At 38.1% G+C, this 25,954-nt stretch carries 26 protein-coding genes; 14 read left to right on the top strand and 12 right to left on the bottom strand.

The window, feature by feature from the left end:
- Positions 1-46: 46 nt before the first annotated feature.
- Both lipA and NU887_RS18830 read right to left on the bottom strand, forming a co-directional pair.
- Complete coding sequence (lipA, locus tag NU887_RS18825) at positions 47-925, bottom strand: lipoyl synthase (protein ID WP_258424937.1); 879 nt, start codon at positions 923-925, stop codon at positions 47-49.
- Between the two features lie 59 nt (positions 926-984).
- The gene (locus NU887_RS18830) at positions 985-1,713 is read right to left on the bottom strand and encodes a hypothetical protein (protein ID WP_258424938.1); all 729 of its coding nucleotides are present in this window, start codon (positions 1,711-1,713) and stop codon (positions 985-987) included.
- Positions 1,714-2,089: 376 nt separating this feature from the next.
- On the opposite strand from NU887_RS18830, the gene NU887_RS18835 reads away from it, so the two are divergent.
- The 4 genes from NU887_RS18835 to sdaAA all read left to right on the top strand — a co-directional run bounded on the left by NU887_RS18835 (position 2,090) and on the right by sdaAA (position 5,933).
- Positions 2,090-2,638 (top strand): RNA polymerase sigma factor, encoded by a 549-nt coding sequence (locus NU887_RS18835; protein WP_258424939.1) that lies wholly within the window; start codon positions 2,090-2,092, stop codon positions 2,636-2,638.
- A complete protein-coding gene (locus NU887_RS18840; protein ID WP_258424940.1) occupies positions 2,619-3,971 on the top strand; it encodes a hypothetical protein in 1,353 nt (450 codons plus the stop codon). The genes NU887_RS18835 and NU887_RS18840 overlap by 20 nt, the downstream gene beginning before the upstream one ends.
- On the top strand, positions 3,964-4,920 hold the full coding sequence (locus tag NU887_RS18845) for an FKBP-type peptidyl-prolyl cis-trans isomerase (RefSeq protein ID WP_258424941.1): 957 nt from the start codon (positions 3,964-3,966) through the stop codon (positions 4,918-4,920). Before NU887_RS18840 ends, NU887_RS18845 begins: the two co-directional genes overlap by 8 nt.
- A 104-nt stretch (positions 4,921-5,024) precedes the next feature.
- Complete coding sequence (gene sdaAA, locus NU887_RS18850) at positions 5,025-5,933, top strand: L-serine ammonia-lyase, iron-sulfur-dependent, subunit alpha (RefSeq protein WP_258424942.1); 909 nt, start codon at positions 5,025-5,027, stop codon at positions 5,931-5,933.
- Here sdaAA and NU887_RS18855 read toward each other — a convergent pair.
- The 4 genes from NU887_RS18855 to NU887_RS18870 all read right to left on the bottom strand — a co-directional run bounded on the left by NU887_RS18855 (position 5,922) and on the right by NU887_RS18870 (position 9,371).
- Positions 5,922-6,380, bottom strand: a complete 459-nt coding sequence (locus tag NU887_RS18855) for a hypothetical protein (RefSeq protein ID WP_258424943.1) — start codon at positions 6,378-6,380, stop codon at positions 5,922-5,924. The genes sdaAA and NU887_RS18855 overlap by 12 nt on opposite strands.
- Positions 6,377-7,300 carry a calcium/sodium antiporter gene (locus tag NU887_RS18860; protein WP_258424944.1) on the bottom strand — a complete coding sequence of 308 codons (924 nt, stop codon included), beginning with the start codon at positions 7,298-7,300 and terminating at the stop codon, positions 6,377-6,379. Before NU887_RS18860 ends, NU887_RS18855 begins: the two co-directional genes overlap by 4 nt.
- A 7-nt stretch (positions 7,301-7,307) precedes the next feature.
- Positions 7,308-7,958 (bottom strand): uracil phosphoribosyltransferase, encoded by a 651-nt coding sequence (gene upp, locus NU887_RS18865; protein ID WP_258424945.1) that lies wholly within the window; start codon positions 7,956-7,958, stop codon positions 7,308-7,310.
- Between the two features lie 132 nt (positions 7,959-8,090).
- Positions 8,091-9,371 (bottom strand): OmpA family protein, encoded by a 1,281-nt coding sequence (locus NU887_RS18870; RefSeq protein ID WP_258424946.1) that lies wholly within the window; start codon positions 9,369-9,371, stop codon positions 8,091-8,093.
- A gap of 166 nt (positions 9,372-9,537) precedes the next feature.
- On the opposite strand from NU887_RS18870, the gene NU887_RS18875 reads away from it, so the two are divergent.
- The 9 genes from NU887_RS18875 (at position 9,538) to NU887_RS18915 (ending at position 17,714) form a co-directional block, all read left to right on the top strand.
- Positions 9,538-10,449, top strand: coding sequence for a M20/M25/M40 family metallo-hydrolase (locus tag NU887_RS18875; protein WP_258424947.1), 912 nt, complete (start codon positions 9,538-9,540; stop codon positions 10,447-10,449).
- Between the two features lie 84 nt (positions 10,450-10,533).
- Positions 10,534-11,061 (top strand): hypoxanthine phosphoribosyltransferase, encoded by a 528-nt coding sequence (gene hpt / locus NU887_RS18880; RefSeq protein WP_258424948.1) that lies wholly within the window; start codon positions 10,534-10,536, stop codon positions 11,059-11,061.
- Positions 11,062-11,088: 27 nt separating this feature from the next.
- The gene (locus tag NU887_RS18885; protein ID WP_258424949.1) at positions 11,089-11,661 is read left to right on the top strand and encodes an adenylate kinase; all 573 of its coding nucleotides are present in this window, start codon (positions 11,089-11,091) and stop codon (positions 11,659-11,661) included.
- An 85-nt stretch (positions 11,662-11,746) separates the two neighbouring features.
- Positions 11,747-12,742, top strand: a complete 996-nt coding sequence (gene obgE / locus NU887_RS18890; protein WP_258424950.1) for a GTPase ObgE — start codon at positions 11,747-11,749, stop codon at positions 12,740-12,742.
- A 74-nt stretch (positions 12,743-12,816) separates the two neighbouring features.
- A complete protein-coding gene (locus NU887_RS18895) occupies positions 12,817-13,383 on the top strand; it encodes a nucleotide exchange factor GrpE (RefSeq protein WP_258424951.1) in 567 nt (188 codons plus the stop codon).
- Between the two features lie 9 nt (positions 13,384-13,392).
- Positions 13,393-14,499: a molecular chaperone DnaJ gene (gene dnaJ, locus NU887_RS18900; protein ID WP_258424952.1), complete on the top strand. Its 1,107-nt coding sequence runs from the start codon at positions 13,393-13,395 to the stop codon at positions 14,497-14,499.
- A 79-nt stretch (positions 14,500-14,578) separates the two neighbouring features.
- Positions 14,579-15,466 carry a hypothetical protein gene (locus NU887_RS18905; RefSeq protein WP_258424953.1) on the top strand — a complete coding sequence of 296 codons (888 nt, stop codon included), beginning with the start codon at positions 14,579-14,581 and terminating at the stop codon, positions 15,464-15,466.
- A gap of 48 nt (positions 15,467-15,514) precedes the next feature.
- Positions 15,515-16,414 carry an ABC transporter ATP-binding protein gene (locus tag NU887_RS18910; protein WP_258424954.1) on the top strand — a complete coding sequence of 300 codons (900 nt, stop codon included), beginning with the start codon at positions 15,515-15,517 and terminating at the stop codon, positions 16,412-16,414.
- Complete coding sequence (locus NU887_RS18915) at positions 16,407-17,714, top strand: ABC transporter permease (RefSeq protein ID WP_258424955.1); 1,308 nt, start codon at positions 16,407-16,409, stop codon at positions 17,712-17,714. Before NU887_RS18910 ends, NU887_RS18915 begins: the two co-directional genes overlap by 8 nt.
- A 56-nt stretch (positions 17,715-17,770) precedes the next feature.
- Here the strand turns inward: NU887_RS18915 and NU887_RS18920 are convergent, their stop codons facing one another.
- From NU887_RS18920 to NU887_RS18930, 3 genes are all read right to left on the bottom strand, one after another.
- On the bottom strand, positions 17,771-18,211 hold the full coding sequence (locus NU887_RS18920; RefSeq protein ID WP_258424956.1) for a UPF0158 family protein: 441 nt from the start codon (positions 18,209-18,211) through the stop codon (positions 17,771-17,773).
- 86 nt (positions 18,212-18,297) lie between these two features.
- Complete coding sequence (locus NU887_RS18925; RefSeq protein ID WP_258424957.1) at positions 18,298-18,936, bottom strand: alpha/beta hydrolase; 639 nt, start codon at positions 18,934-18,936, stop codon at positions 18,298-18,300.
- On the bottom strand, positions 18,937-19,419 hold the full coding sequence (locus NU887_RS18930) for a cytidine deaminase (protein ID WP_258424958.1): 483 nt from the start codon (positions 19,417-19,419) through the stop codon (positions 18,937-18,939).
- Between the two features lie 134 nt (positions 19,420-19,553).
- Here NU887_RS18930 and NU887_RS18935 point away from each other — a divergent pair, with 134 nt between their 5' ends.
- Positions 19,554-20,891, top strand: coding sequence for a saccharopine dehydrogenase C-terminal domain-containing protein (locus NU887_RS18935; protein ID WP_258424959.1), 1,338 nt, complete (start codon positions 19,554-19,556; stop codon positions 20,889-20,891).
- Between the two features lie 77 nt (positions 20,892-20,968).
- Here NU887_RS18935 and NU887_RS18940 read toward each other — a convergent pair whose 3' ends face one another.
- Genes NU887_RS18940 through NU887_RS18950 form a run of 3 tightly spaced genes read right to left on the bottom strand, consistent with a single transcriptional unit; the run spans position 20,969 to position 25,921 of the window.
- Complete coding sequence (locus NU887_RS18940) at positions 20,969-22,033, bottom strand: DUF4249 domain-containing protein (protein ID WP_258424960.1); 1,065 nt, start codon at positions 22,031-22,033, stop codon at positions 20,969-20,971.
- A 5-nt stretch (positions 22,034-22,038) separates the two neighbouring features.
- On the bottom strand, positions 22,039-24,441 hold the full coding sequence (locus NU887_RS18945) for a TonB-dependent receptor (RefSeq protein WP_258424961.1): 2,403 nt from the start codon (positions 24,439-24,441) through the stop codon (positions 22,039-22,041).
- A 10-nt stretch (positions 24,442-24,451) separates the two neighbouring features.
- A complete protein-coding gene (locus NU887_RS18950; RefSeq protein WP_258424962.1) occupies positions 24,452-25,921 on the bottom strand; it encodes an IPT/TIG domain-containing protein in 1,470 nt (489 codons plus the stop codon).
- Positions 25,922-25,954 lie beyond the last annotated feature (33 nt).

Genomic DNA, 25,954 nt, shown 5'->3' on the forward strand with positions numbered 1-25,954 from the left:
ACTGTTAGAAGGTGTTTTACCAACTATTTTTGACCATTAGATCGATTTATACATTCACATGTCTCTCAGCGTGGTAAGAAGACCTCACCAATGGCCCCGATTCGACATATTTTATCCCTCTTTTCAAACCCTCTTCTTTATAATGAGCAAATAAATCAGGATGGATAAATTCCGCCACTTCAATATGCATTTTGGTAGGCTGAAGGTATTGACCGAGTGTCAGAATGTCACACCCGTGTTCGGCAAGATCATCCATCGCTTTGTAAACTTCCTCTTTGCTCTCACCCAAACCAAGCATAATCCCGGTTTTGGTTCTTTTCCCATACTCCTTGGTCAATTTGATCTGTTCCAAAGATCGACTGTATTTTGCCTGCGGTCTCACCCTTCGGTAAAGAGCCTCCACCGTTTCCATATTATGGGAAACCACTTCTTGCCCACCACTGATCATTCTATACAATGCATCCCAATTGGATTTTACATCAGGGATAAGGGTTTCAATAGTAGTCTGAGGAGATAATTTTTTCGTTTCGACCACAGTCTGATACCAAATCTCAGAACCTTTATCCTTGAGTTCATCCCTATTTACCGAAGTAATTACAGCATGCTTAACTCCCATCAACTTGATGGCTTCTGCCACTCTTCTTGGTTCGTCGGTATCATATTCAGGTGGTCTTCCTGTGGCAACTGCACAAAATGAGCAGGATCTGGTACAGACATTTCCCAAAATCATAAAGGTCGCTGTCCCGGCTCCCCAACATTCACCCATGTTTGGACAGTTACCGCTTTCGCAGATCGTATGGAGTTTATGTTCGTCAACTAGTTTTCTGACTTTGGCATATTCCTTTCCAATAGGCAACTTCACTCTCAACCAATCAGGTTTTTTTCTTTTGGTTGCCTCTTCGGAAATTATTGGTAATTCGATCATGGTCTTAAAATTAGGAATGCAAAATTAAGTTCTGTGGAGGATTAAACCCAATAAAGGATTTATTTCCTGAACCCATAGAAAAACGTGAAGTAAACTGATTGGAATACCTGACGGTTTTCAACAGTTGGCATCAGCGGGATTTCTTTGGTAAAACCTTCCAATTGGTATCCAAGTTCCAAACCTGTCACATTTGATTTAAATACACCAAACTCAAAAAGTACTGCTGCTTTTGCATTTCCACCAAAAGCTATATCGGATCCACCAATGCCTTCGAATACCCTTCCAGGTCCCAAAATATTGAATCTGCTTTGATGGACTTCAGGATCAAATTGCTCTCTGACTGTCTCCAACCTATTGATGGCGTATTCAATATAGTAAGGTGCAATAATACCGATAGTGGGTCCAATAGCTCCCAAAAGCGAAACCTGAACCCCTTGCTGTGGTGCTTTTTTGAATACAATCAATTCCCGGCCATAATAGGGTCTGATTGAATATAGGTAGTTTGATTTTCCGAAAATATATGAATTTCCCAAAACAGTAGAATATCTGACTTCTTTTGGGTTTTTGACATTTACTAGATCAAGACCAAAAAAATGAAAATTGGTTTCATCGATCCTATATCCCATTTTCAAAACAAAGCCCCCAATCAAACCTCCATTGGTATTTTTATTGATTCCAAAAAGGACTTCTCTGTCATATTCATAATTTCCTGCATCCTCTCTTTGGGCGAGGACAACGGAAGCTGAAACAAAAAAGAAGAAAATTGATATATAGGCGATTTTTTTCATTTCAACGAGGTTAACGATTAAACGGAAACTTTTTAAGTAAGTTTTTAACCAAATATAAAAGTAAGAGTTTAAGGCAATGATAAAAAGTTACATATCAAGAAATCTTTGAATAGAACTTTACAAATAACTTTAGTAAGTAATTGAAGCGTTTTTATTTCGGATTTCCCTAAAATGGCTACTTTATAAGATGCTGACAAAAATTTTTCTTCAATAATAGAATTAACTTTGCTTTTCAGTCATACAAAATCAGTTCCATCCGAAACCCTTGTCGGGAAATTTAAGTCTGTTTGGTGTACAATAATTTTTAACCTTGGTGTCGCATTTTACAAACACGGGCCGTCTTTAAAAGAGAAGGCTTAATAAAAAGCAATAATCTTTGGAAAAACACCTTATCCAAGAAGCAAAAAATGGAAACAGAAAGTCCATAGAAATGCTCTATAAGCAGTTCTATGGCTATGCCATGAGTGTAGCTTTAAGGTATTCAAATTCCAGAGAGGAAGCGTGTGAAATCATCAACGACAGCTTTATGAAAGCTTTTGATAAGATTGGTCAATATGACAACCAAAACTCTTTCAAAGGTTGGTTAAGACGTATTCTGATCAATACTTCGATCGACTATTACAGGAAAAACATAAAACATACAGCTGTAATGGATATCGAAAAAGCCGATACAGAAACACTTGATCCTGATATCATAGACCAACTTTCAGCCGATGATATTCTCGGAGTTTTAAGGGATCTTCCTGAAATCTTAAGAATAATTTTCAATATGTACGAAATAGAAGGGTATTCTCATAACGAAATCAGCGAACAATTGGGAATTCCTTCAAGTACATCGAGAACCTATTTGGCAAGGGCAAAAAAGAAATTGCGAGAAAAAATCCTGGAGTTAAATCAAATCAAAAATGCGGGAGCAATTCGATAAAAAACTTGTAAACAAAATCAAATCCTCTTTAAGTGAAAAAGAGGAAATATTTGATGCTTCTGAATGGGATAAATTTTCAAAAATTTATTTCAAAAAAGAAGCCAAACCAATGCTCTTTTGGATAAAATGGGCTTCAGGTATCGCAGCGACAATACTTTTGGGAATCACATTGAATTCCTTGTTTACCCCAATTCAACAAACGACAAACCAAACTCCAAACCTGATTACCCTCAAAGAAGAAGATAAACCTGAAGAAAAAAATACGGCAATTTCAGAAGAAATCCATTCTCCCATTGATTTGCCTGATACCGATCAATCAAAAAATAAAGATTTAAATGAAGATTTTGGACAAAAAAACAATACTTCAAACAAAGCTCCTCACCTATCCAAAACCACAGCAACAAAAAAAGACGCTTTAGAAGAGGATACCTATTTAGCAGAAAAAACAAAAAGCACCCTATTGCCTGACCAAAAACCAGCGGGAAATTCCAACTTTTTAAATACTCCAAAAACCTCCTCAGAGCTGATAGGAAAAAGCGAAAGTGAACAAATGACCCAAGAAGAGGCCATCGTTCAAATCGAAGAATGGAAAAGTGAAAAGGCAATCGCTTTGGAAGAAAATGAGGTTGAAAAAAACTCATTTGGAAAGGAACCCATTAAACTAGGGGTTTTGGTTGCGCCACAGACCATTTCCAATTCAACCCAAAGCATCAACATGGGAGCCGGACTGATGTCCGAATTTTCAATATCCAAAAAACTTAAGTTTGATGTGGGTTTGGCATATGCAAGACAAAATATTTCGCCAAATTCAAATTCAAGTCCAATGTTGGCAAGCAATCCAAATGCTATGGAAAATTTTGACATGAAAATTGCTTCATTTACCGGAAACGTAATCAACTCCTCCCGGGAATTAAGTTTTGGACAATTGGAAATTCCATTGAACCTCAAATACAAAGTCTTTGAGAAAAAAGAATCTGACCTTTATTTGATTTCGGGTGTGTCCAATATGGTATATCTCAATCAGCAGGATGTCACCACTTTCAGCACTGCCAATATCGCAACCACAAATTTTGCAAATAGCCAACAAGCAGTTGAGACTATTACCCAAACCTTAGAACCAGATTCCCAAGAAAGCGGCATTGATACGGGGCGGATGTTGAATTTTGGAGTAGGATTTGAGCAAAACCTTAAAAATGGGACATTTCTTTCCATAGAACCTTTTTATAAAATCGCTCTTGGAAACCAAACCTTTACAAACCAACAATTCTCAATCGGAGGCATAAATCTTAGAATGAACTTTCAATTAAAAAATAAAAAGAATAACAATGATTAGAAAAATTATATTACCTGTCATGCTTGGATTGCTGGTAGGTATTTCAGGATGTTTTCCGGAAGTTGAGTCAGATTTACAGATTGCGATAGAAAGAGACGACAAGATCTTGTCTGATTATCTTTCTAGCAATAATATTGATGCCATAGAGACCCAAGTGGGTTATTTCTATAAAAAAGACATCTCGAATGAAACTGGGAATCAGATCGTTAACAATGATAACATTGGTGTATATTATGAAATCAAAACCATTGATGGTCAATTGATCGAGGATTATACTGATGAAACTAAACCTCCGAGAATATTTAGGTATACCGAGGGAGGATTGATTCCTCGGGCAATCAATTTTGGTTCAGGACTTGCTAAAACAGGGGAATCATTTACACTTTATGTCCCCTCCTATCTCGCCTACCAAGAGTACAGTTACCAGCAATTGATACTTGCCAATTCCAATCTTGTGATAAAAGTAAAATACGCGGAAACCTATACCAATAATGAAATCAAGGAAATCGAAGAGGAGATGATTCTGGATTACATTTTAGAAAAAAATCTGGAGGGATTCATAAAAACAGCAGACAGTATCTACGTAAAAACTACCAAAGTAGGTGATCCTGAAAGTAAAGTGACTGCAAATGGAGACATCATCAATTTTACATATAAGATCCTTCAGCTAGACAGTCAAACTCCTTTTGCCCAGTCAATAGGAACAACTCCTTTTCAAGTTACCGTAGGAAGTGAATCAAATCCCAAATTTTTAAATCTAAGTTTAAAAGGTTTGAAAAAGGGTCAGGAAATCGAAGTAATCATTCCCTCCCATTTAGGATTCGGGGTCTCTGCACAAGTGTTCCCATTTACTATCAGAAAAGATTTGTTTGACAAAGGGTTCTTGACACAAATCGCCAGGCCATTTGAGCCCATGATTTTTAAGGTCACGGTTACCAATGTCAGGTAAGTAAAAAATCCAAAATTCAACAAGCCTCTGCAGACATACTGTGGGGGCTTTTGTTTTATTGGATTGTTTGTACAAATTTGTCCATACTATAGCCCAAATATTATATGCGATTCTTGTTTGATAGTTTTGTTGGGTGGAAATCCCATTGTGAAAAAAATCAAATCAGCTTACACCAGGCTGTTATTGATTTCGAAATTTCTCAAAAAAACGGAGTTGAAGAAGAAATATTGGCAGGTTTGCAAAAAGCCTACAATGTCATGAAAGAGGCTGTAGACACAGGATTGGTTGCTGATATGACTTCAAGATCCGGAATGATCAATAACGGTGCAAAAAAAGTATTTAATTTTCCTCTTGCTGTTTTATCAACAGATTTTCAAAAGCTGATCTCAAGAGCTTTAGCAGCCAAGGAAGTCAATTCTTGTATGGGAAGGGTTGTTGCTGCACCGACGGCAGGTGCATCAGGTATTTTACCGGGAACTTTGTACACATTACAGGAAATTCATGGACTTTCTGATTCAAAGATTATAGAAGGATTATTGGTTGGGGCAGGTATTGCCTTAATTATCGAACAGAAAGCGAGTTTGGCCGGTGCAGTGGGCGGTTGTCAAGCCGAAACTGGTTCAGCTGCTGCAATGGCATCAGGTGCAATTGTATATTGTCTTGGGGGAACAATTGATCAGGTCTTCAATGCAGTGGCCATTACCATCCAATGTATGCTCGGACTTGTATGTGATCCTGTGGCAGGATTGGTCGAAGTTCCTTGTGTAGTCAGAAATGCAAGTGCCGCAGCCATTGCATTCAGTTCAGCCCAAATTGCAATTGCTGCTGTTAGTTCTGTCATTCCTGTCGATGAGTGCATCGAAGCAATGGGCGAAATCGGATCAAGTATGGAAAGTAGATATAAAGAAACCGCAATGGGTGGCTTGGCGGCAACACTTACAGGACAGGAAATATCAAAACGTGTTTTGATTCAGGATATTGAAATCCTACCTGATGAGCATTCAGCGGAGTAAAGTATCAAAGAAAGGGATGCTCAATATCCAATTTATTGAACCTCCAAGAACAAACGCCCAAAAGAAAGCACTGATGGACATGTAAAGAATAATTATCTTTTTATCTACATTGAATGCATTCATTACAATTGTTCCTCCAATAGGAGTTAGAAAAATAGGCGTGAATACAGCGACACCGATGGGACCAAACTTTCTCCATACCCTTACAATTTTCCGTGACCTTGGGGAAAATCTTTTTTTATTGGGTGAAATTTTTAAGTCCCAATAGGATTTAAACCAATCCCCGACATAGGTCAATGATACCACTGTGGTCATCATACCCCCAACCGAAACCAAGACTATCTCAACCAAAGAAAAACCTGCCGCAGCACCCAAAACTGGTCCTGATATGAATTTGAAAAGACAGGCAACATAAATCCCAAGAAATTTCAAAATATAGTTTGTCATAAAATAATGAAAATGTAAGTGAAATAGCCAACAAACAGGAAAACACCTTCAATTCTGGAAACCCTGTTACCTGTTCTCAAAATGGGAAATAAAATAAATGTAAATCCCAACATCCAGAAAAAATCTTGTTTAAGGAAACCTTCAGAAACAGGAATAGGGCTAATGGCCGCAGTTGCCCCAATTATAGCCAGAATATTCATGATATTGCTTCCAAGAATATTCCCAACAGCAATATCGGTTTTTTTATTAATGGCTGCGATAACTGAAGTGGCCATTTCAGGCAAGCTAGTGCCAATGGCTATTACAGTAATTCCAATAATCCTTTCACTCACTCCAAAAACAGAAGCAATTTCAACAGCACTTTCAACAAACAAATCAGCACCGTAATAAAGTCCAATAATACCTAAACCAAGAAAAAGAAGGGATTTCCAAACCGGTATTGGTAAGATCAAATCACTTTCCAACTCACTGAGGTTTGCGTTTCCTAGTTTATGAAAAAAATAAAGATTTATCAAAAAAAGAATCAGAAGAAGAACAAGCCCTTCAATACTTGAAATAATACCATTATAAGATAGAAGATAAAAAATAATTGAACTTAATATGAGCACCAAATAATCAACTTTGAAAACAGAAGAGTTTATTTTGATCGGAAACAAAGTTGCGCTGATCCCCAAGACCAAGGAAATATTTGCAATATTAGAACCTATAACATTCCCAATTGCAATATCGCTTTTACCATCCAAGGCAGCATTGATACTTACTAAAAGTTCAGGAGCGGATGTTCCAAAAGCGACAATTGTAAGTCCGATAAATCCTTGGCTTAAGCCAAACTTAAGTGCCAACGAGGACGCTCCATCCACTAAAAACTTTCCTCCACCTAATAGAATTATTAAGCCTAGACATAAAAACAAATAAATCATCTATTGATTAGATTTTATTTCCAAAGCAAAGATCTCCAGCATCTCCAAGGCCTGGAATAATATATGATTTCTCATTTAGACGTTCATCTAAAGAGCAAATCCATAATTTGAATGGAATTTTGACATTTTCATTAACATACCTAACACCTTCCGGTGCAGCAATTACACTTACAATATGAATATTTTGAGCAATCCCTTTTATTTGTAGATTTTCAATAGTCTTGACAATTGATTTTCCGGTTGCTAACATTGGATCAACCAAAATTAGATTCTTGTTATTGATATCAGGAGTCGCCTGATACAAATACTCTATTTCAATTCCTTCATTTACATTTTCCTCCTCCTTTCGATAAGCCCCTATAAATCCGCTGTCAGCTAGATCAAAAAAATTTAAAAATCCTTGGTAAAAAGGAAGTGCAGCCCTCATTACTGAAATGATGATTGGTTGTTCTAGGATCAAACGTGATTTTTTTGTTCCTAAAGGAGTTTCAACATAAACATCCCGATAAGTCAATGTTTTCGATATTTCGTAGGCCATTATTTCCCCCAATCTTTCGAGATTCCTCCTAAATCTTAACCTGTCTTTTTGATGATTTTTATCTCTGAGTTCAGCGAGAAAGTGGTTGGCCACACTATTATTTTTTTCTAAAATAAACATAATGCAAGAATTTTATTTTGGTCAGATTAAATGTCACAATAAATAAAACAACCATTAATCGGTGAATTTTAAAATATAGTCAAAAAAAAAGCCCGATTCTAGGAATCGGGCTTTGAATGTTATTAGATGAGATTATTTAACTTCAAAACTAGCTCTTCTGGACAATTGTCTTGCGTCAGCTGAGTTTTTGTCTACACTAGTGTCTTCACCGTAACCTTTGTAAGAAAGTCTTGATGCATCAATACCTGCTGCGATCAAAAGATCATATACAGCTTTAGCACGTCTTTCTGACAACTTCATGTTGTAATCTTCAGGACCTAATTCATCTGCAAATCCTTTGACTTCCAATTTAACTCCTGGATTTCTTTTCAAGAAATTAGAAACATAATTCACTGAAGAAGCAGAGAATCCAAGTGGTTTAGCTGAATCGAAAGCATAGTAAACGTTAACATAATTTTCATTTATAGCTCTCTTGAAGAAATCAACTTCTTCTTTTACTTGCTCGATTGGGCAGCCGTTGTTAGAAGCAGGGCCTGGAGCAAATGGACATTTATCCAAATGATCAGGAATACCATCACCGTCAGAATCAATTGTTCTGCCGTTAGAATCAACTCTTGCGCCTGATGGAGTATTTGGTTCTTTATCTAAGTAATCAGGAATACCATCACCGTCAGAATCTTTAAGCATATCCTTGATCTCACCGATTTGTTGAGCCAATTCTGCTTTTGTAGCATATTTATCAGCTTCCACATACCAATCTGCATGTGTTGCACTTTTCCCAAGATAGAAGGTCAAACCAAGAGTTCCTGTCCACCAAGTTCCGTTAGTACCATAGAAACCATTGTCCAATGATGGACCAATGTTGGTATTACCGTCAAAAGTAACAGTTTGTCTACCATTAAGGATCGTACTGATATCTCCTGTTAGAGCAATTTTCTCAGAGAGTTTAATCTGAGTGGTTAACCCTGTGATGATGTTGTAAACATTATCATCGAATGTAATTGGAGGACCATCATGTCTAACCTGACCGATACCTGCGCCTAAATGACCAAGCAAGTTTACTCTTCTAGTAAATGATTCAAATTTCATTATTCTACCTAAGTTGGCGATACCTTGAAGGTTTAACCTGTAGTAACTAGTAGAAAATGCAGGATTGTTGTCTTTTCCGGATTCACTGAATGAACCCAAGCCATAATCCAATTTTGCACCAAATTTGTCATTGAACATATACCTTACACCAAAGTCGATATGACCAAGATTTAATGTAGGTGAGAAATATCCAGGTGACAAAGGAGCCATCGGTTTGTTGAAACCTCCATTGAGTTCTAAAGACCACTTGTTATAGTCGTCTTGGGCGTTAACTCCTAAAGCTAAACAGCCCGCCATAATTGTAGATAGTAATATTTTTTTCATAATAAAAAATTTTTTGTTCAGATTTTTAGGTGTTTAATTGATTTGACTGCAAATTTATAAACTTTTAACTATTCACAAATGTATATTAATATTTTAAAACTATACCAAAATTCTTTTTGATTTTTAATGAATTTACAATTTAGAACTATACAAAATACATTAAATCATGTCAAAATTATTGATTGATCTTTTAAAGATAAACAGCGTTTCGGGAAATGAATCACCAATGACAGATTTTCTCATTGAATATATATGGAAACGCAAAGATCATTGGAAGGTTCAGCCTGAGGTATATTTTGGAGAGGATTTCCATGACTGTCTGTTACTTAAATTTGGAAAACCGACGGGCGCTGTATTTTCTCATATAGATACAATCGGGTTTTCCACAAGATATGAAAATCAGCTTATCCCAATAGGAGGCCCTGAAATTGAACAAGGAACTAGACTTATTGGGCATGATAGTCTTGGACCAATTTCATGCAAAATAATATTGAATGACGATTTTGCCTTTCATGATTTCCCAAGGGCAATAGACCGGGGCACCTTACTTTCCTTTGAACAATCCATCACTATTGACGATGAATTTATCCAAGCAGCTTATTTAGACAACCGACTTGGGATTTACAATTGTCTGAAATTATGCGAGGAATTAGAAAATGGATGGGTTGCATTTTCGACTTATGAGGAACATGGAGGTGGAAGTGTTCCCTATTTGCTAAGATTTATAAACGAAAATGCACCGATCAAATTCGCCTTGATTTCTGATATCACATGGGTCACTGAAGGTGTTCAGCATCACAATGGGGTTGCGATTTCTTTGCGGGATAAATTTATCCCCAGAAAAAAATTTCTCGAAAAAATACTGAGTCTTGCAGAGGAGAGTGGTATTCCTTATCAACTGGAAGTTGAAGGAAGCGGTGGAAGTGATGGTCGAGAGATCCAATTTTCACCCTATCCTATTGATTGGTGCTTTATCGGAGCCCCTGAGGATAATGTACATACTCCTCAAGAAAAAGTTTCATTAAAAGACCTTCAAAACATGGTGGACTTGTATAAATATTTGATGAAACGATTATAGGATTAACAATTAAATAGATGGAGAGGAATCTTTTTTTTTTATATTTGCCCTGCCCTTGAAAAAAGGGCATTTTTATTTGATCCTATGATATCAATTAAAGAAAAAATATTTGTTCCATATATTACTGCCAATTCTTTGAAGAAGAGGGTTGAAGAAATCGGGAATGAAATATCGAAGGATTTCAAAGAGGACTGTCCTGTTTTGCTTGGAGTTCTCAATGGTTCCTTTATGTTTTTGTCTGATTTGGTAAAATCTATATCCACACCTATGGAAGTCAGTTTTGTCAAAGTTTCTTCTTATTCGGGAACAAGCTCTACCGGAAATGTCAAAAACCTTATGGGTCTAGATATTGATTTGAAAAACAGGTCTATTATTATTGTAGAAGATATTATTGATACAGGGTTAAGCATGACCCATCTCTTAGAGATGGTCCAAAAAGAGCATCCAAAAAAAATCGCGATAGCAACATTGCTATTAAAGCCTGAAGCTCTTAAATATCCCATGGAAATAAATTATATCGGATTTGAAATTCCAAATAAGTTTGTGGTAGGATACGGAATGGACTTTGACGGATTGGGAAGAAATCTTCCGGAACTCTACCAATTGAAATAAATATAATCATATTAACTAAATCAGAATATGCTCAATATTGTATTATTTGGCCCTCCGGGGGCAGGCAAAGGAACCCAAAGCGAAAACATTATATCAAAATATAACCTCACCCATTTATCAACAGGGGATTTGTTTAGAAAACACCTTGGAGAAGGAACAGAACTCGGAAAGCTTGCCAGAAAATATATGGATGAAGGCAGACTCGTTCCGGATGAAGTAGTCATCAGTATGGTGGATGATAAAATAGCAAATACACCTGAAACAAACGGATTTATATTTGATGGATTTCCCAGAACTGTAGCTCAGGCAGAAGCATTGGACAGATTAATGGAAAAAAACAATATTAAAATTTCGGGTATGATTGCCTTGGATGTGGCCGAAGACATATTGAAAGAAAGAATCAGAGAAAGGGGAAAAACCTCAGGGAGAACTGATGATCAGGATGAATCAAAAATTGAGACCCGGATAAGGGTATATCTCGATGAGACACTTCCTGTAGCTGAATACTATGAAAAGCAAGGAAAATTCACCAAAATTAATGGTGTCGGAACTATAGAAGGAATTTTTGCTGACATTACAAAAGTGATTGACCAATACTAATTCTGAATATTTCTTACCTTTGCAGGGAAGATTATCCGGCTAAGCCTTCAAGCTTAGCCATTTTTGTTTAAAACCTTTAGAAAAAGTGGCAGATTCCAACTTTATAGATTACGTAAAATTCTGTTCCAGATCAGGTGCGGGCGGAGCAGGTTCAGTGCATTTTCGAAGAGAAAAACATGTACCCAAAGGAGGTCCTGACGGAGGTGATGGGGGGAGAGGAGGACACATCATATTAAAAGGAAGCACCCAGGTATGGACATTACTCCATTTGAAATACAAAAAACATGTAATCGCTGAGGAAGGAAAAGGCGGCGAAGGTGGGCGAAGAAAAGGAAGAGATGGGAAGGATGTAATTTTGGAAGTTCCACTTGGTACTATTGCCAAAGATGCTGAAACTTTTGAAACTAGGTTTGAAATCACCGAAGAAGGACAGGAAGTGATCCTTACACGTGGAGGAAGGGGTGGTCTAGGAAATGACCATTTCAAAACAGCCACCAACCAAGCCCCACATTTTGCCCAACCTGGCGAAGATGGAATTGAAGAATGGATTATTCTTGAACTCAAACTTTTAGCTGATGTAGGATTGGTCGGTTTTCCAAATGCGGGAAAATCAACTCTACTATCAAGTATATCTGCGGCAAGGCCTGAAATCGGTGACTATCCTTTTACCACCTTGGTCCCTAATCTCGGTGTCATTCCCTACCGAGACGAAAAGTCTTTTGTAATGGCTGATATTCCAGGAATTATTGAGGGTGCTGCCGAAGGAAAGGGACTTGGATTGAGATTCTTAAGACATATTGAGCGGAACTCAATTTTGTTGTTTATGATACCTGCCGATTCTGACAACATCAAAAACCAATACAAAATACTTCTTGGCGAATTGCAGAAATACAATCCCGAGCTTTTGGATAAAAAGAGGTTATTGGCCATAACAAAGGCTGACATGCTCGACGATGAATTGATCGGACAGATGAAGAAAGATGTTCCTAAAGATTTGGATTCAATTTTCATCTCCTCAGTTTCAGGATATAATCTTGACAAATTGAAGGATATGCTTTGGCAGGCCATAAATGTCCAGTAAATGTCAAGTTGTCAGTCATTAGCCCTTGGCAAACAAATTGATAAAGTATAAAAAGTCAAATTTTGAGAAATAAAATGGAGGAAAAACAAATATTCAATGAGGATCAGATCGCTTCCGATGAACAGGGAATGAAAGAGGAACAAGTTGTAAATGAGGCGCAAAAAGAAAATTCAGAAAAAAGCAATACTTCCCAAGAAGATAAACTTACAAAGGAGGTAGCTGAACTGAAAGACAAATATTTGAGGCTTTACTCTGAATTTGAAAATTACAGAAGGAGAACTTCAAAAGAACGAATTGACCTGATCAAAACTGCTTCAGAAGATTTGATGACAGAAATACTTCCTGTTGTAGACGACTTTGAAAGGGCTTTCAAAGCACATGAAAAAGAAACCGAAGCCTCAAAAGTTAGAGAAGGAAACCAGCTTGTTTTCCATAAATTATTAAGAATATTAGAGCAAAAAGGGCTTAAGCCGATGGATAATCTGACAGGAAAGCCTTTTGATGCAGAAACCCAGGAAGCAATTACCCAAATAGCTTCCCCAAGTGAGGAAATGAAAGGAAAAGTCATTGACGTTATTGAAAACGGATATGTCCTCGGAGATAAAGTCATCAGATTTGCTAAAGTGGTAATCGGAGCATAAGACAGGAATATGGCTAAAAGAGACTATTATGAAATTTTGGGAGTTAGTAAAAGTGCAACTCCCGATGAAATAAAAAAAGCTTATAGAAAGCTTGCAATCCAATACCATCCTGACAAAAATCCGGACAATCCTGAGGCCGAAGACAAATTCAAAGAAGCTGCTGAAGCCTATGAAGTCTTAAGCAACCCTGAAAAACGTCAAAGATACGACCAGTTTGGACATCAGGGACTTGGCGGAAATGGTGGCTACAGTGGTGGAGGAATGAACATGGATGATATTTTTTCCCAATTTGGAGACATATTTGGCGGCGGCGGATTTGATTCATTCTTTGGTGGAGGAAGAGGTGGAAGAAGGGTGAAAAAAGGAACAAATCTCAGGGTAAAATTAAAAATGAACCTGAAAGAGATAGCCAACGGAGTTGAGAAAAAAATCAAAGTAAAACGTCATGTAATTGCCGATGGCGTTACATTCAAAAACTGTTCAACCTGCCAAGGTTCGGGACAAATAAAAAAAGTCGTCAATACCATGCTGGGCCAGATGGTTTCTGCCAGCGCCTGCCACGTATGTGGAGGAAATGGTCAAATAGTAGACAAAAAACCTGCTGAGGCAGATATCAGAGGACTTATTCTCAAAGAAGAAATCATATCTATCAATATCCCTGCAGGTGTAGCTGACGGAATGCAGCTCAGCATGTCCGGAAAAGGAAATGAAACAGCAGGTGGTGTTCCAGGTGATTTATTGATCGTGATCGAGGAGATCGAAGATGAAGTCCTCCAAAGAAACGGAAATGACGTCATCTTTGAATTGTATGTCAGTTTCATAGATGCAGCCTTGGGCTCACAGATAGAAGTCCCTACTATTGAAGGAAAAGTAAAAATAAAACTTGATGCAGGAACCCAAAGTGGTAAAATGCTTAGGTTGAAAGGAAAAGGGATAAAAGATATCAATGGTTATAGCAGAGGAGATCAATTGATCCAAGTCAATGTATGGACTCCAAAACAACTATCCAAGGACGAGCGGCAGATTCTTGAAAGCCTCCAAAACTCGGATAACTTCAAGCCAGATCCTGGAAAATCAGAGAAAAGCTTCTTTGACAAAATGAAAGAATTTTTCTAAAAAACTTGCAGCCGGATGAAAATCCGGCTTTTTTTATACCTTTAATAACCTTTTAAACCGATCGCCGTAACCTTACCGTATGTTGAACAAATTTTGCTTACTAATTGGATTGGTTCTGGGAAGTACGTCTTGGTCCGATGCCCAAATTACTAAGGAGTTCAAAGTCGAAGAGAAAAACGGCTACAACCTTGTATACTTAGATTTCAACGTTTACAAAGGAACATCTGACATTAAAAGAGCTCAGATTGAAGGTCCCTTGACGATCTATTCAGAACTCAATAAAGTGAATATCCTTCCTTCATTTTCATATAGAATTAAGGAAGATGTGCTATTTGCAAATCTTTCTCACAGAAATGTCGAGTCTGAAAACCTTGGAAAAAGTCTTTCCTATAAGCTTTTTTCCAGCTCTAATGAGGACTTTGACCACAAATGGGATGTAGGTCTAAACTCACACAATCTTTATAATCTCCATTTTTATTTTGGGATTGGCTATGCTTCATTGGATTTATCCCATTTGCCTATATCCAACTGCATGATCAAATCCACAAGTGCAGACATCAAACTTGACTACAGTAAAAACTTTGCCAATTCCGTAAAAATGGATACACTTTCCGTAGCCATCAATATGGGAAATCTAGAAGCTGACAACCTCAATTTTACCAATGCAAAAGAAATGATTTTTGAATCCAATTATGGGACATTGAATCTGTCGTTTTCTGATAAAATGGCTGAACCATGCAACATCAAGGCAATGGTCGGTGTGGGAAAAGTAAATATTCAACTACCAAGTGAAAATAATCCCTATATCCTGAAAATCACCTCTACACCCATGTGCAGGACATATATTCCAAAGCACTTGAAAGACCTCGGAAACAACACCTATGCAAGTAAAGCATACAGGGCAAACAGTGAAAATCTAATGAGTTTCACCATTGATGTATCGGTTGGGTCGGTTACGATTAAGTAATGAAGCAAACCGGATTTTTTTTCTATTTTTAGCAAAACTCATTTAATCTTGGAAATTCTTGAAATCAGAAATCTGAACAAAAGTTATGGGAACCAAAAAGCCCTAAACAACATCAGTTTGACAATTCCAAAGGGTGGGATTTTTGGCCTTCTAGGTCCTAATGGAGCGGGAAAAACTACTTTGATCAGAATCATCAACCAAATCATAGAAGGGGATTCAGGAGAAGTTTATTTTAATGGGGAAATCCTCCAGCCAAAGCACATCTCCCAAATAGGATATCTACCTGAAGAAAGAGGGTTGTATAAAAAAATGAAGGTCTGGGACCAATTGGTGTATTTTGCCAGACTCAAAGATATGCCTGCGGCCTTGGCAAAAGAGAGGGTCGCCTTTTGGTTAAAAAAAATGGATATCAGCTCATGGCGAGACAAAAGAATCGATGATCTTTCCAAAGGAATGGCTCAAAAGGTCCAATTTATTTCAACCATAATTCACGAACCTGAACTCCTGATTTTGGATGAGCCTTTCTCAGGCTTTGACCCTCTTAATGCTGAAATCATCAAAAATGAAATTATTGAGCTGAAAAATAAGGGCATTACTGTTGTGTTATCCACCCATAGAATGGAATCCGTAGAGCTTCTCTGCGATCAGATAGCTATGATCCACCGGTCAAATAAAATATTGGAAGGAAGGCTTACTGCGGTCAAACAGATGTTTAGACCCAACACCTATGAGGTGATTCTTTCAGGAATCAATGAAACACTTCCGGAAAGTTGGAATGCCAGCCAAGTCAACGGAAACACAATCTTCAAGATACCACTTGGACAGGAATCTCCCAATAGCACTTTGCAAATGTTGATGCAATATGGCGAACTGCTAGGATTCAGAGAAATCCTTCCAACTATGGAGGAAATCTTTATCCAACAGATTAAAAATCATTCCTATGAATAAAATTTGGCTGGTCATACAAAGAGAATACCTTTCACGGGTGCAAAAGAAATCTTTCCTTTTAGCCACCTTGTTGACTCCCTTGATTTTCCCTTCCATCATGGGGATTTTTTTATGGATTTCCATTGGAGAATCAGAGAATCCTTCCCTTCAGATCATTGAAGTCGTTGATGAAAACAATATCTTTTTCATAGAAAGCTCCGAGCAATACGCCTTTTCTTTTTCCAAAATAAGTACAGATGAAGGAAAAAAAATGGTAAATGACGGGGATCGTTTTGGTTTCCTTTATATTCCAAAAATCGATCTCAGCAGTCCGAAAGGCATAACTTATTATGGGGAAAAAAACCCAAGTATGAACCTGATTTCCTTTCTGGAATCAGCCTTAAAAAGGCGAATTGAGGAGCAGCGTCTTTTTGAATCGGGAATTAGTCCTGAAGCCATAAACGCATACCGCACCAAAGTATCAATCCAAGCTATCACGCTGGATAATAGCGGTGAAGAAAAAGTCACCGACGCTACGGTAAATTATGCCATTGGATTCCTTGCAGGAATCATGATCTATATGTTCATATTTATATATGGCAATCAAATCATGCAAGGCGTCATCGAAGAAAAATCAAGCCGAATCATAGAAATCCTTGTTTCCTCGATCAAACCATTCCAACTGATGTCAGGAAAGATTATTGGAATCGGCGCAGTTGGCCTGACCCAGTTTTTAATATGGGTTGTATTGATTGGGGGAATTTCCTCCATAGTCATGGGATATTTTGGCGTACAGATGCCACAACAACAAGCGATGGAGCTTGCAAACCCTGAAATCGGTCAAATGATGGATAGTCAAAGCAATCTTCAAAACATCATTGCGGTTATCAATGGGGTTGACTTTATTCAATTGACCCTGACCTTTATATTCTATTTCTTGGGAGGCTACCTCCTGTATGGAGCTTTTTTTGCAGCAGTTGGAGCAGCAGTGGATGCACCATCCGAAGCCCAACAGTTTATGCTTCCCATTACAATTCCTCTGTTGATCGGATATTTGGGTTTGTTTGTTTTTGTCCTTAATGATCCCAACAGCAATGTCTCATTCTGGCTTTCTATCATACCATTCACTTCACCCATTGCGATGATGGGAAGAGTAAGTTATGGTGTTCCCTTATTTGATCTAGCACTTTCAATGTCTCTATTGATTTTGGGATTCTTTTTCAGTACGTGGGTGGCAGGAAAAGTCTACCGAATCGGCATATTGATGCATGGCAGCAAGGTGAATTACAAAACACTTTGGAGATGGATAAAAACGAATTAATTCGATTTTGAAAAACCTTATAAAAAAAGAAAGGGCCATAATTGGCCCCTTCTTTTTTAATCTTCTGCATAATTGAAGCTGTCTATCTGTTCTTTTATCCAGTCTTTATAATTTTGAAGTCTGAATTCTTTCCATACTTCATTATATTTTCCTGAGCTATCAATCAAAAACTTGAACGCAGTCGCTGCTTTGGGTTTACTCAATGCATTGACCAATTCATCCTGAAAAACCCTTTCTTTGACAATTCTATCAGCAAACCTCTCCATCATCTGATGTTCTTGGTTTGGCTCCATTTTCACGAATTCCGCAAAATTATCCGGATTATCCTCAATCTCATCCAGGATATCTTCTTCTTCAGGAGTCAAATCGTAATTGAAATAATCCTCATCATCGGGGAGTTGATAGATTTTTTTATTGTCTAATTGATAAAAACAAATCATTCCCTTAAGCAGCTGCACTGCTATTTTCTCTACTTCTTTTTCAGATAGGGTAAGCATGTTAGAATTAAAATAAATTTTTAAGAAAATTAAATAACTGTCGGATTAAATCAAATTTTTTGCCATCTAAACTGTAACATGAGCGGTCATGCAAAAATACTTCTCAGAGTCGGTAAATCTAAATCATGGCCACCTTTAAATTCTACCCTTGTTACTTCAAAAGGTAAAGTTGCAATAAATTCATTTTGTTTTTGAATCGATTCATCAGTAATCATTGGATCTTCATCCCCCAAAACTACAATTACCTCTGTTTTTTTCAGCTTTTCCCCAGCCTGAGTAATGTTTAGGTCATGGGCAAATCCCCCACTCCATAAAACAAGTTTATCAACTTGGACAGCCAATTGACTAACCCACCGGGTGGCTGTAGCTGCTCCCTGAGAAAATCCAAAAACCTTAATGGAGGGCATCACCTCATACTTAATCAAAACTGATTCCAAAACTGAATTCAAATAATTATTATTATTCTCGATCGCAGTTTCTCTTTCATGGCTAGTCATCCAAATTGCTCCTACCCTTCCTGAAAATCCCTTTTGATAAGCGTAATTTGTGGCTTCCGGAACTATAATCAATCTCTCCTCTCTGAAAATCGGCTCTAGTTTTTTAAGAAAAAATTCTGCCAATTGGCCATAACCATGAAGGACAAATATAATTTCATTTTCATTTCTGTTGGGAAGGTGGGACATATGATAGTGTCCTCTGTGCCGATAAGTGATGGAAGCTTTCATTTAGCCGTTCAGATTGTGGAACCTAAAGGGTAAAAGATGTTCGATCCCCTTAGCTTTCAATATCTCTTCTTGTCCGTTAAGCATCAATATTTCGATGGAGCTACCAAACTTTATCTCATATTCATTGATCATCTGCCTACACATCCCACATGGAGTTACATAAGCATACCCTTTCTCACCCATTCGCTTGGCAGCAATTGCGATCTTGATTGGTTTGGTATTTGGAAAATTTCCCATCACATAGCTCAAAACAGCCCTTTCTGCACAAACACCGACAGGAAAGGAAACATTTTCCTGATTATTGGCCGAAAAAATTTCCCCATTTTCAAGCAATAAAGATGCACCCACAAGAAACTTGGAATAGGGGGCATGTGCAAGCTCCAAAATTTCTTTTGCTTTCAAAATAAGTGTCGCTTCTTCCACTGTCCAATCATTTTTTGCTATTACCTCCAATGAGGCGGTCACTTCAATTTTTTTATTCATTATCCGGTGTAAAAAGGGATGGAATTAACAAAAAAAAAATGGGAAATGCACTATTTTCCTAATTAAGCCTATTTGATTTTTAGCCTTCATCCTTTTTTTACAATTTCGGGAATTGATAATCTTTTCATGACTTTATGCAAACCATTTTAATCATCGGTGCCGGTAAATCATCTTCTTATTTAATAGATTTTCTATTGGATAGTGCCGGCATAAAGAACAGAAAAGTAATTGTAGCAGACGTTTCGGTTAAAATTGCTGCCGAAAAGATCAAATCAAATCCATTTGCCACAGCTGTAGCCATTGATATTGATAATCCTGAAGAAAGATCGTCATGGATTCAAAAATCAGATATCGTGATATCCATGTTACCGGCTTTTTTGCATTCGGTCATCGCAAAAGACTGTCTTGCATTGGGTAAACACTTTTTTACTGCCTCTTATGAATCTGAGGAGTTGAGAAAGCTTGCTTCCGAAATCAAGGTCAAAAACCTCCTTTTCCTCAATGAATGCGGTCTTGATCCAGGAATAGACCACATGTCTGCCATGAAAATCATTGAACAGGAGAAAGCAAAAGGCAATGAAATACTCTCCTTTAAATCTTTTTGCGGTGGGGTTCTGGCACCCGAAAGCGAAGACAATCCCTGGAAATATAAATTCACATGGAATCCCAGAAATGTAGTCTTGGCAGGTCAGGGCGTTTCAAGATATTTTCAGGCTGGACAGATCAAATGTATCCCGTACCACAAGCTTTTTGAAAGACTTGAAACTGTGAATTTTACCCAAGCAGGTGAATTTGATGGCTATGCGAACAGGGATTCTTTAAAGTATAAGACCATTTATGGTTTGGACAATATTTCTACCCTTCTCAGGGGTACACTCCGAAGGTCGGGCTTTTGTCAGGCTTGGGATGTTTTTGTTCAGTTGGGGATGACAGATGATTCATATCAGATAGATTTTAAAGCAGACTTAACCTACAGGGGTTTTCTCAATACTTTCCTACCCTACCACTCTTCCAAAACAGTAGAAGAAAAACTTCAGGAATACCTTCCGAATATTAATATTGAAATACTATCAAAATTGGAATGGCTGGGATTTTTTTCCAATAAAACACTTCCCAAAACCTCCGGAAGTCCAGCTGCTTTACTTCAGAAAATATTGGAAGAAAAGTGGCAACTGAGTCCCAAAGACAAGGACATGGTTGTGCTTCAACATCAATTTATTATAAATGGAGCTTTTGGAACCAAGGAAATTATTTCGAGTTTGGTCTGCATAGGTGAAAACCAAGAATATACCGCAATGGCAAAAACCGTCGGACTACCACTTGCCATTGCTGTGGATTTATTTTTAGATGGAAAAATCAAATCAAGAGGATTGCAGATTCCTATCGATCAGGAATTTTACAATCCGATTTTGGAAGCGATGAAAAGTGAAGGTGTTTTTTTCGAGGAAATTGAAAAGCCGAACATTCAATGATATAAGGTTTTGTTGCTCAAGAAAAAGGACATGGATTGTGAATCCATGTCCTTTAATTCCTTTTAGTCAAGGTTTTTTCAATTATCAGAATTCCAACTTGCAGGAGGATTCAAGGTAGCTCCCCTGACGGTAAGACAATCGTCAGGAATTATTTTTGGGGTTTGCAAAAACTCAAGGTTATTCCGCTGAATGAATACTTCTTTATTTGAAACTGAAGCTGCTATAAAATAACCCAAAACAGTTTCATCAGGGTCATCCAAGCTGATGATATTTCCCCTGATGTTGGCAGGAGGCTGGTCAAATACACTTCCTGTCAGGCTTATCTGCTGTTCAATCAGTCTCAAAAACCGATGTGCTTCTCTTGACACAGACATTTGCAGGATTTCAGCCCGATAGGTATCCTTGAATCTTAAGCCATCATCTTCTATGAAAGCTACCGGAATGTTTTGACTGAGGCCATTAAAATCAATATCTGAGGCTAAAGCAAAAGTCTGAATCCTAGATTGCTCCTCCAAATAACAAGTCGAGCAGCAATCTTTTGGAGCAGAACCTCTTGGATTGGTAGGATGGTCCGGAGGTAAAGTGTACAATTCAGGATTTGCTACAACAACAAATGATCCTCTGTTCTGTCTCCAATAATAAAAGTTTGTCTGGTCACTCGGATCTCTAAATTGAGTAAAAATCTGTACCCCAATCTTATCCTGTAGCCTGTTTGCAGTTTTGACTTGGATAGCTCTGTAAGTCAAGGACTCTATCTCGGGAACCGAATTTACCTTTTCAGGCAAAGATGTGTAAGATTTCCCATCTTGAAGCTCAATAAGCAAAGAATAAGAAATCCCAACTCTTGCCTGAAAATCAGCGGGGGTTTGATAGACGCCACGCTCCTCAGTTTCAGTCAGAAAAACAACATTCCCTTCACTATCACGAATGGCAACCCCAGCTTGAGAAACAGGCCTGATAAGTCCTTCAAAAACACTTCCATATGTATCACTCCTTGTCAACCTGATAATATGTGGCCCGGGTTCTGTCGTCACAAATCCATCTACAGTTAACAATTGTTCTCCTTGGGGCAGCTCCACCTTATAGGGTTCAATGCAGGAAATAGGTAATAAAAGCAATAAGTATAGCAATCTTTTCAACATCACGATCAGAATTTAAGCGAATAACTTAGGGTTGGGAAAGGTACTCCAAGAATAGCCAATATATACGATTGTGGAGGAGATCCTGCTTGGTCAGCAAAGAATACCGAGAATGGATTTTTTCTGCCGTAGACATTCATTACCGCAAAAGTCCAATCACCGTCATGGAACTTGGTATTTCCTTTCAATTTAAAATTCAAAGAAAGATCCAATCTGTGGAAATCAGGGATTCTTTGGGTATTTCTTTCTTTGAAAAATGCCAGGGAATTTCCAGCGAAGTCAAATTTTGCTTCAGGAAAAGAAACAGGTCTTCCTGTGCTGTAGGAGAAAGTCGCAGAGATTGAGGCATTGGTCGCCAATTTATAATTTCCTATTAGGGTCAAGTCGTGCGGTTTGTCAAAGTTGGAAGCAAACCATTCTCCATCATTGATAATCTCTTCTTCAAACGGTGTTATAACCCTTCTCAAAGATCTGGAATAGGTATAACTTGCCCATCCTGTGGTTCTCCCAAGATTCTTTTTTACATAAACCTCCACTCCATATGCCTGACCTTGACCGGGGACAATTTCGGTTTCGAGATTTTGTTGCAACAAAAGCCTGGCACCGTCTTTATATTCCAACACGTTATCAATTTCCTTGTAATACACCTCAATCGAAGTCTCAAAAATATTTCCTTTTAGATTCTTATATATTCCCAAAGAATATTGGTCTACGATCTGTGGCTTAAAAAACTGATCACTCAACTTCCAGACATCTGTTGGCGCAATGGTAGCTGTGTTTGAAACCAAATGAATGAATTGATACATTTTATTATATCCTGCCTTTATTGAAGTCTTGGAATCCAATGAATACCTCAACGAAGCTCTTGGCCCCCAACCATCATAAGTCTGAATTGTTTCTCCAGATGCATAGGTTCTTTCACCAATGACGTTTCCTTCGTTGAGTGGCAGATTAGGTGCATATTCTTTAACTGTTCTTGGACCATAGTATTGGTACATATCATACCTGATGCCATAAGACACACCTATTTTCTGACCAAATTCAAGTTCATGTTGAAGATAAAACCCTGATTCTCTTGCAAATTCGTCTTGTACTTTTTTAGGCAATATCGTTGATTCACCTTCAGATGTTCCGGGAATAAGTTCTCCTGGTCTAATGGTGATGTTTTTTGTGTCACCACCAAAAGAGACCCTGTTGTTTTCTCCCAAAGCATAGGTGAAGTTCAGCCTTAATCCTACGTCGGTTATCCCTGATTCAAGATCAAAATTGTTGATCCCGGATTTGTTAAAAATTGAAAAGTCATATTTAGAGTAATATCCAACAACATCCGTAGCCAATCTTTCGGAAAATTTGCCTTGATACCTAACGGTATGGCTCATGTTGGTCCATGATATTGTCGTATCCGATGCCAATGCAAAATCATCATAGCTTCGGTAAAAGCTATAAGTCACATTGTGGTTTTCATTGATCTCGCCGTAAAGAATCCCGTTTACGTCATTGAAATTAGCCTGACTGGAACGGAGATCAGGGTTGTTCATGGCGCCTAAAAGCCAGTTAATATAGGAGCCTCTAAATCCTATTTTTGCAGAAAGTTTGTCTTTGATCACAGGACCGTTTACTGATAACTTACCTGAAACCGTTCCGACCATCATATCACCACCCCATTTATCCAAACTTCCTGATTTGGGAGCTATGTCCAGAATTGAGGAGCCTCTTCCACCAAATTTGGTTGGGATTATGGCTTTATACAAAACAAAATCATTGACAACATCCGGATTGAAAGCAGTGAACAAACCAAAAAGGTGTGAAGGGTTATAAATAGGCGCCCCTGCAAAAAGAATAAGGTTTTGGTCAGCCCCACCTCCCCTTACGTTGAGGCCTGAGGAAGCTTCACCTACCTGACTTACTCCTGGTAATGTGGCTAGGGACCTAATAATATCCACTTCTCCCAAAAACGGCGGGAGTTCTTTCAATGTATTCATACTCACACTGATCGCTCCCATGTCGGTACTTCTGATATTTTTTTCAGGATCACGGCCATAAATCACCACATCATCCAAAGTAAAATCCTCTTGGATCATTGTCAGACTTATCCTTCCGTCTCCTACTGCCACAAATGGATAAATGACAGTTTCATATCCTACATACCGAATTTCCAGAATATAATCAGCTCTATCGAGCACCAAGTTAAAAGTACCATTGGTGTTGGTGATTTCAGTTTTATTAAGCTCCCTGACAGTAACCGTAGCTCCTACAAGAGGATCTCCTGATATCTGATCGATAAGCCGTCCACTGATTTTGATATCCTTCAATTGGCCGATGTCCCTTCCTACAATATTTTTTTGCTGGGCAAAAAGCTCACCTGATACGAAGATGAGGAAAAGGAAAATATATGGTAATGTTTTCTTCATAAATCAACTTTTATAGGCCAAAGGGATCAAGAACCCAGAACTCCATAGGTACAGCCAACTGTACCTCTGCACTTCTAAGAATATAAATAAGATTATCATGGACATAAACCCCAACATTTCTTGCAATAGGGTTTCCAGGAAAAATGTTTTTGCGGACCCACAATCCATTCGAAAGATTCAATTCCCAAACTTCCTGAGATCTATTGGCCATACCCGTGATCACCCTGTCCCCGATGGTCACACCAAAAGCTGACCCTGAATTGATATCTCCCGGATATATACCATAAAAGGACCATGTCTCCAAGTCTCCATCAAATGCATAAATCTCCTTGGTGACGGGATCAACAAGGTATTGTTTGTTATCGTAGCTAAAATTCAATACGGTCCGATTGACTGGAAAAGGAGAGTTTGCAATTTTTTGCCATTGACCTGTAGAAATATTGAACCTGTAAACATCAGTCCCAAATCCAACTGCCCCTCCCACTACAAACAATTTATTATTCAACTCAAATGAAAGAGAATTTACTGCTGTAAAGGGCAATGGAGGAAGCTTTATAAAATTATTGTTTTCATATTTCCAAAAATCAGTAGAAGGTGAACTCAACGAGTTTTGACTGATAACCAAAGCTCCGCCACCAAAATAGTTGCTGCTATTAAAAGCCCTCCAAAGAGGGTCTCCCTGAAAATCAACCTGAGTCCAGTTACCTGTCAATAGGCTATATTTCCAGAATTGGGAATTGATTGTTTGTCCGTTATTTGCTCCCAATCCCGCGAAGAATTCAAGGCCATTCTGAAAAGAAACGTTATCGAACAACTTCAAACTCGAAGGGAAATTAGGTAGTTGAGTAAACTTTCCGGTCGTATATTCAAACTTCTCTTCGAGAAGAATTTCCTGATTTTGGACAACCACCCTTACTTCCTCCAGTGCGATGGTTCCACTGCCGGGTACAATCGCGGTGATCAGTGATTCAAAATCTATTTTAAGGATCTGAGCCTGACGGTTACCAAAAAACACTTTTGTATCAGCTGTGAAATTTTTCCCCTTGATGGTGACAGTCGTACCTACAGGACCATTCAACGGTGAAAAACTGAAAGCGTCAGGTGATAGGGTGGTGATTTCTAACACATTGCCAAACTGGATCCCGTCGGGAAGGGATATGAAAGATTTGACAAAATATTTTTTTTGAATATCGAGTTCGCTTGTTTCTCCGATAAATCTCCCCGGAGCGACCCTTTCTCCCAATGAGATGATTATCGGTTGGGAAAATGATTCATTTTCCGAAATGTAGAAACCATGGTCACTTGCAGCAACATTTTGATTGGTAATAATCCTCCCAAGGACCCTTGCTCTTTCTCCACTCAGGTAAATTACTTCTTCTGTAATCAGTGAAGTTGTAACTTGGCTTTCTTCCTCACAGGAAGAGAAAATACCAAAAAAAATAAGGAGCAATGAAATTAACCCAAACTTACTTCTATCCATGTAAATTATTCTTAATGCAGGGCTAAAAATACA

The sequence above is a fragment of the Aquiflexum gelatinilyticum genome (genome assembly GCF_024741135.1).
Classification (GTDB): Bacteria; Bacteroidota; Bacteroidia; order Cytophagales; family Cyclobacteriaceae; genus Cognataquiflexum; species Cognataquiflexum gelatinilyticum.